The sequence below is a fragment of the Chitinophagaceae bacterium genome (assembly GCA_030053935.1).
Classification (GTDB): Bacteria; Bacteroidota; Bacteroidia; order Cytophagales; family JASGCU01; genus JASGCU01.
Genome location: JASGCU010000001.1, coordinates 47,930 through 61,388 on the forward strand (window position 1 = coordinate 47,930; position 13,459 = coordinate 61,388).

At 31.0% G+C, this 13,459-nt stretch carries 10 protein-coding genes; 6 read left to right on the top strand and 4 right to left on the bottom strand.

The window, feature by feature from the left end; genetic code table 11:
- Window position 1: 1 nt before the first annotated feature.
- Window positions 2–1,393, bottom strand: coding sequence for an inorganic phosphate transporter (locus QM536_00030; GenBank protein MDI9355403.1), 1,392 nt, complete (start codon window positions 1,391–1,393; stop codon window positions 2–4).
- A gap of 1,089 nt (window positions 1,394–2,482) precedes the next feature.
- Between QM536_00030 and QM536_00035 the strand changes: the two genes are divergently transcribed.
- Window positions 2,483–3,250 carry a class I SAM-dependent methyltransferase gene (locus QM536_00035; GenBank protein ID MDI9355404.1) on the top strand — a complete coding sequence of 256 codons (768 nt, stop codon included), beginning with the start codon at window positions 2,483–2,485 and terminating at the stop codon, window positions 3,248–3,250.
- A 234-nt stretch (window positions 3,251–3,484) separates the two neighbouring features.
- On the opposite strand, the gene miaA is transcribed toward QM536_00035, so the two are convergent.
- Together miaA and htpG are read right to left on the bottom strand one after the other, a co-directional pair.
- Window positions 3,485–4,414: a tRNA (adenosine(37)-N6)-dimethylallyltransferase MiaA gene (miaA, locus tag QM536_00040; GenBank protein MDI9355405.1), complete on the bottom strand. Its 930-nt coding sequence runs from the start codon at window positions 4,412–4,414 to the stop codon at window positions 3,485–3,487.
- Between the two features lie 26 nt (window positions 4,415–4,440).
- The gene (gene htpG / locus QM536_00045; GenBank protein MDI9355406.1) at window positions 4,441–6,258 is read right to left on the bottom strand and encodes a molecular chaperone HtpG; all 1,818 of its coding nucleotides are present in this window, start codon (window positions 6,256–6,258) and stop codon (window positions 4,441–4,443) included.
- A 318-nt stretch (window positions 6,259–6,576) separates the two neighbouring features.
- Here htpG and QM536_00050 point away from each other — a divergent pair, with 318 nt between their 5' ends.
- The 3 genes from QM536_00050 to QM536_00060 are packed head-to-tail and all read left to right on the top strand — an operon-like array spanning window position 6,577 to window position 9,328.
- Complete coding sequence (locus tag QM536_00050) at window positions 6,577–6,921, top strand: MerR family transcriptional regulator (GenBank protein MDI9355407.1); 345 nt, start codon at window positions 6,577–6,579, stop codon at window positions 6,919–6,921.
- A gap of 8 nt (window positions 6,922–6,929) precedes the next feature.
- Entirely contained in the window at window positions 6,930–8,060 is a 1,131-nt protein-coding gene (gene dprA, locus QM536_00055) for a DNA-processing protein DprA (protein ID MDI9355408.1), read from the top strand.
- The gene (locus tag QM536_00060; GenBank protein ID MDI9355409.1) at window positions 8,057–9,328 is read left to right on the top strand and encodes an OmpA family protein; all 1,272 of its coding nucleotides are present in this window, start codon (window positions 8,057–8,059) and stop codon (window positions 9,326–9,328) included. Before dprA ends, QM536_00060 begins: the two co-directional genes overlap by 4 nt.
- A gap of 223 nt (window positions 9,329–9,551) precedes the next feature.
- Here QM536_00060 and QM536_00065 read toward each other — a convergent pair whose 3' ends face one another.
- The gene (locus tag QM536_00065; protein ID MDI9355410.1) at window positions 9,552–10,706 is read right to left on the bottom strand and encodes a prolipoprotein diacylglyceryl transferase; all 1,155 of its coding nucleotides are present in this window, start codon (window positions 10,704–10,706) and stop codon (window positions 9,552–9,554) included.
- 615 nt (window positions 10,707–11,321) lie between these two features.
- Here QM536_00065 and fbaA point away from each other — a divergent pair.
- The gene (fbaA, locus tag QM536_00070; GenBank protein MDI9355411.1) at window positions 11,322–12,383 is read left to right on the top strand and encodes a class II fructose-bisphosphate aldolase; all 1,062 of its coding nucleotides are present in this window, start codon (window positions 11,322–11,324) and stop codon (window positions 12,381–12,383) included.
- Window positions 12,384–12,443: 60 nt separating this feature from the next.
- Window positions 12,444–13,424: a polyprenyl synthetase family protein gene (locus QM536_00075; GenBank protein ID MDI9355412.1), complete on the top strand. Its 981-nt coding sequence runs from the start codon at window positions 12,444–12,446 to the stop codon at window positions 13,422–13,424.
- Window positions 13,425–13,459: the final 35 nt, after the last annotated feature.

Genomic DNA, 13,459 nt, shown 5'->3' on the forward strand with positions numbered 1-13,459 from the left:
ATTATTTTAGAAATATATTTTTAAAAATCATAAACAATAAAGCAGATAAAATTATAGTGACCGGGAGAGTAAGCACCCAGGCAAGAATTATATTTTTTATTGTTTTGGCACGAAGGTTTTTTATTCCTTTACTTGCAACCATTGTTCCCATTATACCCGAAGAAAGTATTTGAGTAGTGCTGACGGGAAGAGAAAAAATGCTTGCTAAAGATATTGTTCCAGCTGCTACTAATTCTGCGGAAGCTCCCTGAGCGTATGTAAGGTCCTGTTTTCCAATTTTTTCTCCGATGGTCACAACTATTCTTTTCCAACCAATCATAGTACCTATTCCTAAAGAAATAGATACTAAAATTACAACCCAATACGGAACATATTCTATATTATTTTTCAAATAAGAGATATTTTTTTTGTATTCTTTCACATCTTCTTTTGTTTTTATGACCCTGTCTTCTGTTAAAAGCTTACTCAGTTTTATGACTCTCTGTATTTCTTTTCTTATCGTAAATAACTGTGCATTTTCTATTTGTTTCAATTCTGTTGCAGAATGTATTTGAGTATTAATATTTTGAATAGATTGTAGGATTTCCCTGCTGTAAGAATTTTCCGTATTTACTCCATCTATATTTTTTTGTTTTTGCAGTATAGATTCTATTTTTCTTGTGCTCTGTATTAAGTCTTCGGGAAGTGTATTTGGATTTATTACCGTTGATGCAGGTAAAAGAATTATTAAAAATATCATAATGAGTCCTATTCCTTTTTGCCCATCGTTACTTCCATGGCTATAGCTGACGCTGGAGCAGGTAAATATGAGCAATACTCTTATCCAAAGAGGCGGAGAAGTTTTTTCTTTCGGTGCTTTAAATATAGTGTCATTTTTAATTATTTTCCGAAGTATTATATAACATATTATTGCTAAACAAAATCCTAAAAAAGGAGATATTAATAAACTCAATCCTATATCTCCTGCTTTAGACCAATTCACCCCTTCGTATCCTTGCCCCTGTATATACGAAAAAGCAATCCCCGCACCTAATATACTACCAACAAGAGTGTGAGAACTCGAACAAGGAATACCAAAATACCAAGTAGTAAAATTCCATATAATAGCGCTTGTAAGTAATGCCATCACTAGTATTACGCTTTGTTCCGTTCCAGAAGCTATAAGCATATCCATAGGAATTAAGTTTGTTATCCCCATTGCAACACCAACTCCTCCTAGTATAACCCCTATGCTATTCATCACCCCACTTAACAACACAGCTTTCCAAGGTTTTAGTGATTTACTATATATAACTGTTGCAACAGCATTTGCAGTATCATGAAATCCATTAATGAATTCAAAAGCACATGCTGCAATTAAGCAAATTAATAATAATAAAATTGTTTGTTCCATTTCAAAATTAGGTTTTTCTCTTCTATATCTATAAAAAATTATAAATCAAAATAAAATCGTTTTTAGTAACTATGCAAATATAATAGTTTTTTTAGTATAAACAAAGTTTATTAAAAATATGTTTCTTTTCATTAGTTTTTTGTGTTTACTTTTTTGTCTTTGTGAAACTTAAAAAACAAAAAATCTCGAAAGGATAAAAAAATAATTATCTTTTATTACATTTTCTATCTTATCTTACCCCAATCTATAAGCTTACTCACTTGATATCAAAAGTATTTTTCTTCTTAGGATGAAATAACAATGTACTCGAAAATGCTTTTTATTTCGTATTTATTTCCATAATTATTTATTTTTATTTTTTTACTAAAATAGTGTATTTTTACTTTATTTTATATAATGAGTCATATAACGATTCATTTTGATGAAAATGTATCAATTTTTTTCTAATTTAGTTTTGCAACGGTCTCAATTTGGCAACTATTTGATTACCAATGGTTTTAAAACTTAATAGTTTTGTGAAAATGACTTTTCAAAATAGATTCATTGATTTAAAACATTTATTTTTGAATTTTCTACAGTAAAATCTTTTTTTGGATTTTATTTTTTTTACAAAAATGATTAAAAACATTTTTTCTTCTAAACGAATTTATTATTTGTCTTTTTGTTTTAGTGATATACTTGTACCATTTTTATTTTAATTTTTGGTTAAATTAAAGAAAATACTAACAGAATAATATTTTTCACAAAGTACATGTTGACATTTTTTTTATTTTTAAGTTTTTTTAGATAATACATTCCTAAAATAATTTGAAATTACAAAAAAAAGATGTCATCCGAACAGCAAGAATAGAAAAAAAATAAAAAAAACAGTTGAATCAGGATTAGACATATTAAACGAAGGGTAGCATGTATACGACTCAAAAAGATATAAAACTCACAGGAAAACAAATACAAATTCTCTCTACGGGATGGAAAAATAAGCTTTCTGTTTCAAAAATTAGAGATACTTTGAATACGTTATAATCTTAAATAGATATAAAAAACACCACAAAGGAAAAAAATTTAACCATCTTATCTTATATATACAAAATGAAAATAATCATATCTTATCTACTCAAAAAAATACCGAGAAAATATCTTCAAATATTTTCACCTTCCTTTTTTTTCATAATAAAAATTTTGTATAGAGGTAATAAAGTAGAATGCCCTCTTTGTCATACACGCTTGAAAAAGTTTTTACCATACGGAAGGATCCCCCGAGATAATGCCCTTTGCCCGAACTGTCTCTCATTAGAAAGGCATCGATTAATATATCTCTTTATGAGTCATAAGACCTCTTTTTTTCAGCAAAAGAACAATGTTTTGCACATAGCACCTGAGGTTTGTTTCTTCAAAAAATTTGAAAAGGTACATACCGATACCTATATTACAGCGGACATAGAATCTCCTTTAGCAAAAGTAAAAATGGACATTCATCACATACCTTATAGTGATAATTTTTTTGACGTTATTCTTTGTAACCATGTACTAGAGCATGTAGAATCCGATACAAAAGTTTTATCCGAGTTATTTAGGGTATTAAAAAAAGGCGGTTGGGCTATCTTACAAGTTCCTTTTTTTGAACCTATACCTGAAATAACTTTAGAAGATCCAAATATCATTTCCCCCGAAGCACGATTTCAACACTACGGACAAGATGACCATTTGAGAAAATACGGTAAGGATTACCCCAAGAGAATCAGTAATGTGGGATTTGATGTAGAAGAAAACATGTTTATAAAAACCCTTTCTCCAGAAGAAATCCAAAAATATGGATTACCCATAGAGGAAGTTATTTACTTTTGTAAAAAAAAATAGGAGGGCTAAGTTATGTGAGTTCTAAAAATCAATTTTTAGAACCCGCCTTTGTACAAGGTAAACAAAACAGATATAAAATAGAACAAAACAATTCAAATACAAGACATTATTTATCTATAATGGCAAGACGAACAAAAGTAGTTAGTAAATCAATTATGATGTTTGATATAAATTAAGAATTGTTTGGGCTTTGCATGAAAGTATACTTTATATAACGAATTTCAAAAAATATTTTTATCTATCTATATTCAACACTCTCTTTTTTTCTACTATAGAGTCAATAAATTCAAAAATTTTTTTTGTGTTAGCAGGATGAAACGAAGAAAATTCGGCATCTCTCTTAAACCAAGTAATTTGTCTCTTGGCGTAATTTCTACTATGTTGCTTCAAAAGCTGTATAGCCATATTTTTATCATATCTTTTATCCAAAAAATCAAAAATTTCCTTATAACCAACCGTTTGTAATGCAGGGTATTGCTTAAAAGTATACAAATTGGTTGCCTCTTCAAATAAACCATCTTCTATCATTCTATCCATACGATTATTAATAACGTTATAGAGTTCCTCTCTCTCTCTTTCCAAGAGTATTTTCAATATAGAATATGTTTTAGCAGATTTTTTTTGTTTTCTAAAAGTAGAAAAGGGTATACCTGTAGAATCTATAATTTCTGCTGCTCTTATGAGACGTTGAGCATTCTGCAAATCTACCCGATTATAGTAGAAAAAATCATGAGTTCTTATATATTCTTGAATAAAAAAAAGTCCTCTTTCTTGATATACGGTATTCCATTTCTCTCTTATATTATCTTCTACCTCGGGCATTTCATCAAAACCATCACAAACAGATTGGATATACAACCCTGAACCTCCTACCATAACAATTATTTCGTGTTTTTGAAATAATTCATTTAATTTTTTTTCTGCTTCTTCTCCAAATTTTCCCGCAGAATAAGATTCTGTAATGGATTTTGTATTTATAAAATGGTGAGGAATGGTTTCTAACATAGAAAGAGTAGGTTTAGAAGTGCCTATTTCTAATTCTTTATATATTTGACGAGAATCAGCGGAAATAATTTCTGTTTGAAATGCTTTTGCTAAGGAATAGGCGACCTCTGTCTTTCCTACTCCTGTAGCACCCGCAATTACAATAAGGGTTTTATTCAAAATTATAGAAATAATTATTATTGCTATTAGATAATTTTGATACTTCGTTCCATAAAAGCTGTGAGTTTTTCTCCTAAGAGCATATTTTGAGAAAGTAATGCTAAATCATACACCTGACTTACGATATTTATTTGCTCTTCTTCGGTTTCTGTTTTTAATATCTTTGATATTACGGAATGATTTGTATTTATAGACAAATCGAACATATCAGGCATATTTTTACTTCCACTTCTATCCATCATCAGGGACATATCTTTCATTCGTCTAAAAAACTCAGGAAGTGTAATAACCGCAGGAAAAAACTCGGGAGACATTCCTTCTAAATGTATCGTCACAGAATTATTATTTATTACTTTTTTGAATAATTCTTTTATTTTTTCTTCCTCCGATGTGGATAAAACAGAATGCCTTTCTTCATTTTTGGGGATTAATTTTTCTAATATGTCTGCATCTACTCGCTTCCAATTTATTTTTTCTAATTTCATTTCAAAATGATTCATAAAATGATTGTCTATTGGACTGTCCATTTTTATGACTGTAAAGCCCTGTTTTATGGCATTTTGAATGTAACTGTGTTGTTTTTCTGAATCATTCGTATAGAGAATCACAAAATTTCCATCTTTATCTAATTGATTCGTTCCAAATGATTCTTGTGCTTCTTTGAGAGTGTAAAATTTTTCATTTACATCCTCTATAAGGAGGGAATCCTTGAGCTTCTCTTGGAATTTTTCATCTGTAACCATTCCATATTTTACAAAAAGTCCTATATCTTTCCATTTTTTTTCAAACTCTTCTCTATTTTTATTAGATAATTCTACTAATTTGTCCCCTACTTTTTTAGTAATATAGGTATGTATTTTTTTTACGTTAGAATCCGCTTGTAAGTAGCTTCGAGAAACATTTAAAGGTATATCGGGGGAATCTATAACTCCTCGCAGAAGCGTCAGAAACTCAGGAACTATATCTTTTACTTCATCGGTAATAAATACTTGTCGGCTATAGAGCTGTATTTTCTCTTGGGAAGTGCTAAAGTCTTTCTTCATCCTCGGAAAATACAATACCCCGGTGAGGTTAAAAGGATAATCTACATTGAGATGGATCCAAAAAAGAGGTTCTTCCGCAAAAGGATATAATTCTTTGTAAAACTGAGTATAGTCCTCGTCTTTCAAATCAATTGGTGGCTTAGTCCAAAGAGGTTTTGGGTTATTAATAACCTTTCCATTAAATTCTATTTCTACGGGCAAAAACTTGCAATACTTTTTGAGCATAGTATCTATCTTATTTTTTTCTAAAAACTCAAGACAATCGTCCATAAGATGGATAACCACCTCAGTTCCTCTTTCTTGTTTTACATGAGGAGTTATTTCAAATTCTGTAGAACCATCGCATTCCCAACGAATTGCTTCCGCACCTTCTTTATAAGAAAGAGTATAGATTTCTACTTTCTTTGCTACCATAAAAGCCGAGTAAAAACCTAAACCAAAATGCCCTATAATCTGCTTATGAGCGTCAGCATCTTTGAATTTTTCTATAAATTCTGTAGCACCCGAAAATGCTATTTGATTTATGTATTTTTTAACCTCGTCCCCGGTCATACCTATGCCTCTATCGGAAATAGTAATAGTTTTAAGGGCTTCATTGATAGAAACTGTAATTTTTGTATCCCCTATATCTTGAGAAAATTCTCCTTGATTGGCTAATTGTGTCAGTTTGCTCGTGGCATCTACTGCGTTTGAAACTAATTCTCTTAAAAATATCTCTTGGTCAGAGTATAAAAATTTTTTAATTATGGGAAAAATATTTTCCGTATTGATGGAAAGTGTTCCTTTTTCTGTTGTTGACATGGTGTGTTTTTAATTGAGTAAATAATTCTATACTTATATGTAATTCCAAAATACAAATGTAATGCCTTTCATTTTTTCATTCTTTTTAGGACAAAATGGCATAATATATATGGATAACAAAAAAACATATTTTTTTTCATTATTCAAACCTATTTCTATCAAATAATTTACAATTTATATTTCGTAATTTGGTATATATTAAAATTTATAAAAAGATACATAACTTTGCGAAGTGGATACGACAAAGAGAAAGAGATTATGTATTATTATGTATCACAAATATATTATTAACAGTTATTACATACCATTTATAATATTATGCCATATAAAGCACATATAATAGAAAAAAGATACTATTCCATAGGAGAAGTAACACAAAAAACAGGTGTTTCCGAGGCAACTATCAGATATTGGCAGCACGAATTAGAAGAACTCATAGGTATCAGAACATTTCCGAATAGTAAAAATAGATGTTTTACTCAAGAAGATATTGAAAAGATACTCAAAGTAAAATATCTAAAAGATAAACATTTTACTTTGGAGGGCATAAAAGAACAATTGAGTAGAAAAGATTCAGAAGAAATTACTCAAAAAATGAAGCTTATAGATAGTTTGATGCGATTGAGGGAATTTTTAGTAAAAATATCGGAATCGGTTAAGTAGATCCTTCTATGCAAGAAAAGATATTTCAGCTTGCTCTCAATGCTACGCCTGGAGTTGGTCCTGTAAGTATAAAAAACCTTATAAACTATACGGGGAGTGCATCTAATGTTTATAAATCCGCAAAAGCATCTCTCCTCAAAATACCAGGAATAGGAGAAAAAACAGTGAATAGTATAAAGGACAAGCAATGGATTCAAAAAGCAGAAGAGATATTAAAAAAATGTGAAAAAGATGCTCTTTCTATTACTTTTTATACCGATCCAAATTACCCATCTCGTTTTAAAAATATCATTGATTCTCCCGTTATCCTTTTCTCAAAAGGAAATATAGATTTTAATCCTCAAAAATCCATAGCAATTATAGGCACACGCAATGCAACCGACTATGGGAAAACAATCACCAAAGAAATTATTGAAGGAGTAAAAAAGTATAACCCTCTTATAGTCAGCGGACTCGCCTACGGGATAGATATAGAGGCACATAAACAATCGCTCCATAACGAATTGCCAACTATTGCTATTATGGGAAGCGGAGTAGATATAATATATCCAAAACTCCATCAAAAAATAGCAGATAAAATGATACATGCCGCCGGAAGCGGCGTAGTAAGTGAATTTACTCCTGGTACAGACCCTGACCCCGGTAATTTTCCGGCAAGAAATAGAATTATTGTGGCACTTGCAGACATTATTATAATAGTAGAAACCGCACTGAAAGGTGGTAGTTTAATCTCTGCTGAAATAGCAAACTCTTACGAAAAAGATATCTTAGCAGTGCCAGGAAATATCAATCAAATTTTCTCCCAGGGCTGTAATCATTTGATACTCAATCATAAAGCACATATCTATACCAAACCCGAAGATATTACTGCTCTGATGAATTGGGACTTGGGCAAGAATACTAATAATGCCAACACAAAAACTCCTTCTATTTTTAATATTCCCGAAGATTTTACCATAGAAGAAAAAAAGATACTACAATATCTCCAAGAAAAAGAAACCGGAGAACATATAGATCTTCTGAGCTGGGCAACACAAATTCCCATAAACCAATTATTTAATGCCTTACTGCAATTAGAATTTGCGGGATATATAAAATCGCTTCCCGGAAAATATTATAAATTCACGAATCCAAAATGAAATTTTTTATTCTCTCTTCTATTTTTTTTCTTTCTTTTTTTGCAAAATCTCAATCCATAAGTTTTTTTGAGAATATAGAATCTCTCCCTGTAAACTCAAAGTACAATGAAGAAACTCCTATAATCCATCCTTCTCAAAAAGAACTCTATATCACACGCATAAAACATTCTGAAAATGTGGGTGGAGTAGCGGATGAAGGGGATATTTGGGTTTCCACAATGCACAACAATCGTATTTCCTCACCCACACGTATTCCATTAAATGACAGACATTCCGCTCGTCTATTGGGTTTTACCAAGCAAGATGAAATGTTCCTTGCAATAAATTTTGTAGATGCGCAAAGCAGAAAGCGTTCCCTCATTGCAATAAGTAAACAACATAAAAATCAATGGCAGAAACCGAATCCACTACATATTCCCTATTTTCCAATATATTCCGAACATATAAGTGGCTCTATAACATTAGACGGATATACGCTTATCCTCGCAATAGAATCCATTCCCCGACAGGGTGCAGAGGATATATATGTCTGTTTTAGAACTTCCGATACTTCTTTTACAGAATTAAAAAATGTAGGAAGTACAATAAACACGCCTTTGCAAGAAAAAACCCCCTATCTTTTTAATGATGGAAAAACTCTTTATTTTTCCACAAATGGCAGAAATGGAAAAGGAAGTTTTGATATTTTTACCTCTCAAAGAGTTGATGATACTTGGAAAAATTGGACTGAGGTGATCAGTGTTTCACCCCCTGTGAATACCAATGGAACCGAGCTGGGTTTTTTTTTTATTCCCGAAACCGAATATGCTTATTTTTCTTCCACTCAAAATTCTATTGGGTATAGTGATATAAAAAGAATACGAATACAACAAGCATCTCCTCAAAACAATACTTTTGCAGATTTAGATTCTGCAAAAATAGGACAGACCATTACTCTCAATACTATCCTTTTTCAGCAAGGGAAAGAGGTTTTATTAGAAAGTTCCATTCCCGAGTTAAACAATTTGCTCTCTTTTCTCAACAAAAATAAGGATATACATATATTTATTGCGGGGCATACCGATGTTTTGGGAGATGAAAATCACAATATGCTGTTGTCTCAAAAAAGAGTAGATACTATTATAAAGTATTTGATACAAAATGGCATCAATAAACAGAGATTAGAAGGTAAAGGATTCGGGAATACACGACCTCTCTACTCTCAAGAGGCATCCGAAGAGAAAAGAGCTTATAATAGAAGAGTAGAAATTACTCTTTTCAATAAATAAGAGTATGGTCTCCTCATTTGCTTTAAAAATTACGATGTAATATAGAGGGGTTCTAAAAATTCAAATCCTAAAAACTGTATCTCTTAAAAACCAATAGTAGAGACGTAATGCATTACGTCTCTACTATTTTTTGAAGAAATCAATTTTTAGAACCTACCAATAATTAAAACATTGATAGTGTGAAATAAATGGTATCCTTTCAGAGTTTGTAAACCGTTCATTTCTATTTTATAATCTTACCCTCCTTTTGTGGTTGTTTCTCAATAGTTTTCTTTTTTATTTTATAAAATAAATATATACCTGCTCCAATAAGAGGTATAGATAATATTTGTCCCATATTGAGTATAAGTTTTGATTCAAAATCTTCTTGATTTTCTTTCAAAAACTCTATGGAAAACCGAAATGCCCACAATCCCATTAAAAAGAGAGAAAAGATATATCCATTATTCATCGTATTTCTTTTTTTTACCCATACAAAAAATAAAAATAGAAAAAATAAAAAATAAAAAACGGATTCATATATCTGAGTCGGATGCCTCACTATTCCGTATGTTTGAAATTCTGCATAGATATCCCCATCTGATTTGTATAAATTATAAGGAATCGGGGTATTTATATCGTGATAAAACACACCATCACTGGATTTGGATAGTAAAGTAAACTGTAGTTGCCTTCCATAAAACTCATACTCTCTTTGCATATTATAGGGAGCTCCTTTTTTGTATTTTACTAATACATTCACAGGAATAATACCTGGTTTCGGCGATGTAATCTTATCTGTAGTAGTTATTTTTATAGATTCATAGTCAGAAAGATTCGGTTGTAATACCTCTTTCATTTGACGTGCAAAAACAATCCCATAGTCAGAATGTGTTTGTTTGCCAATAATTTCTGAATTTATGTAGTTCCCCATTCGGATAAGGCATCCCGTAAATGTAATCACAATAACCATTCTATCCAATACCCAAAGATATGATTTTTTATTGCTATAACAATATAACCATAGTGCAAGAAGGATTCCTACTGCTGCACCGTGACTTGCGAGTCCTCCTTCACGTACTGCAAGTATTTTCATTGGGTTTGCAAAATAATAATCGGGATTGTAAAAAAGAACATGCCCTAATCTTGCCCCAATAAAAGTAGCAAGAACCATATAAATACTCAAAGTATCTACTTCTATAGGAGATACTTTATCTTTTTTATAAATATAATATAATATTTGTTGACTTATAAGGAACCCCAAAGCAAATAAAACACCATACCAAACGATAGAAAACGGTCCTTTTATATGAAATCCTAAAAAAGTAAAGTCGATTGCTTTCCCAAAAAAATGGGATATTTCTATAAACACAGGATCTGGATCCCAAACTCTATACATATCTATATGAATTATTGTTAATAATAGTAAATTTATTAAATATATTTTTTATTATTGAGAGTTACTACACCCTCTTAAACTGATAGGGTAAAAATATAATATCATTTATATTTTTACGAAAACGAAAAATAAAAGCATAATTTTATATTTTATACATTCTATTTTTTGTAACTAATTGGTGCTTGCGAGAAAACTCTTAATTTTTAAATGTTATTCTTATTTTTTAGAATACTTCTTTTGGGACTATTTTGTGTTACAGTACGGCGACTGTCATATTACAAATTATCTAATCGATTGATTTAAATGAAAATGAAATATATATTAAATTGTACTTTTTAATGCAAATGAGCATATTAAATATACAAAAATACAATATATTCATCCATTAATCATATAATCATAATAATATATTGAATTCACTTACTACTCAAGGTTTTAAGAGTTTTCTTGCTTATAAGTAAGTGTAGTTTTTATAAATAAGTGTAGTTTTTTAAAAATAAAAACACATTAATAGAGATTTATGAAAATATTCTATAATATACAGAAAAAATACTTTTTTTTTCAAAAAAATACAATTTATTTACATTTTACAAACTAAAAAAACGATATTATTATATGAAATTCAGAGCAGGAGTTTTAACGGGGGAAGAGGTAAAAGAGTTATTTTCTTATGCAAAAGAAAAGCAATTCGCATTACCGGCAGTGAATGTTACGGGAACGAACACTATAAATGCAGTTTTGGAGACAGCAAAAGTAGTTAACTCTCCTGTGATCATACAATTTTCAAACGGGGGGTCATCTTTTTATGCGGGGAAGTCCATAAGTAATGATAAACAACAGGCATCTATAATAGGAGCTATATCGGGTGCGTATCATGTGCATTTTTTAGCAGAAAAATATGGAATTCCTGTTATTTTACATACAGACCACTGTGCAAAACAGTTATTGCCTTGGATAGATGGACTTTTAGAAGAAGGAGAGAAATTTTTTGAGAAAAATAAAAGGTCACTTTTTAGCAGTCACATGTTAGATTTATCCGAAGAACCTCTTCATGAGAATGTAGAAATATGTGCAAATTATTTTCAAAGAATGAAAACACTTGGTATGACAATAGAAATAGAGTTAGGAGTGACGGGTGGAGAAGAAGACGGGGTAGACAATACCAATGTAGATAATTCTAAATTATATACTCAGCCCGCAGATGTTTTATATGCTTACGAAATCTTATCTCGGGTTGATAAAAAATTCACTATAGCGGCTTCTTTTGGCAATGTGCATGGTGTATATAAGCCAGGGAATGTAAAACTGATGCCCATTATACTCAAAAACTCTCAGCATTATATAGAAACAAAGTTAAAAACCAATTTCAATCCGGTTGATTTTGTTTTTCATGGCGGTTCGGGTTCCAGTAGAGAAGAAATCAGAGAAGCACTTTCTTATGGAATTGTAAAAATGAATATAGATACTGATATACAGTGGACTTTTTGGGAAGGTGTGAAGGATTTTTACAAAAGTAAAGAAGCATATCTGCAATCCCAACTTGGCAATCCCGAAGGGGCAGATAAACCCAATAAAAAATATTATGACCCCCGCGTATGGCTGAGAGAAGGGGAAAAAAATATTGTCAAAAGGTTAAAAAATGCTTTTGAAGACCTCAATAATATTAATAGAAACTAATATTTCATCATCGGAGAACTTATTATTTGATACTAGGGTCTCCTTAATTATATACATAGAGTGAAAGAAATAGATTTTTATTCAGCATATTTGAATAAAGAAATAGAGAAGTTACGATTTGGAAGTAATCCCATAGAACTCTATCAGCCCATAGAATATATTATGGGTTTAGGTGGTAAAAGAATAAGACCAATACTGGTGTTTGTAGCATATACTCTGTTTCAAAAGAACTTTCAAAACATACTGAAGGCGGCTCTTTCGGTAGAATTGTTTCATAATTTCACCCTTATGCATGATGATATTATGGATAATGCTCCCATACGCAGAAATATGCCCACCGTTCATAAGAAATGGAACACAAACAGATCTATTATATCGGGAGATGCGATGATGATAAAGACGTATGATTATCTACTTACCGTTCCAAAGAAAAAATTGTATACCGTGCTACAAGTATTTAATACATGTGCCACTCAGGTTTGCGAGGGACAGCAATTAGACATCAATTTTGAAACACAATCAGAGGTGACAGAAGAGGAATATATTGCTATGATACAACTAAAAACGGCTGTTTTGATTGGTTATAGTTTGGAATTAGGAGCGATATTAGGTGGAGCAAATGCGGATATAAGAAATTCTCTCTCTGTATTTGGAGAAAAATTGGGAATAGGGTTTCAATTGAAGGATGATTTGTTGGATATATATGCAGAAAATGCAAAATTTGGCAAACAAATAGGGGGAGATATTATTACGAATAAAAAAACATTTCTGTATATAAAAGCATTAGAACTGTCATCTCCCGCAGATAAAGAAATACTCATACAGTACTTTTCTACACCCACTCAGGCGGGAGATGCAGAACAAAAAATACAAGCGGTGAAACATATTTATAATACAGTAAATATATATAACATCACACAACAGAAAATAAATAGTTATTTTGAGATGGCACTCGCTGTATTAGACAAGATGCCCCTCCCCGATGAGAAAAAAATACTCTTACAAAACCTCTCTTCTTACCTTATTGAAAGAGAAAGGTAAAAGGAATGTTTACACATTATCTGTGGAATCATTTA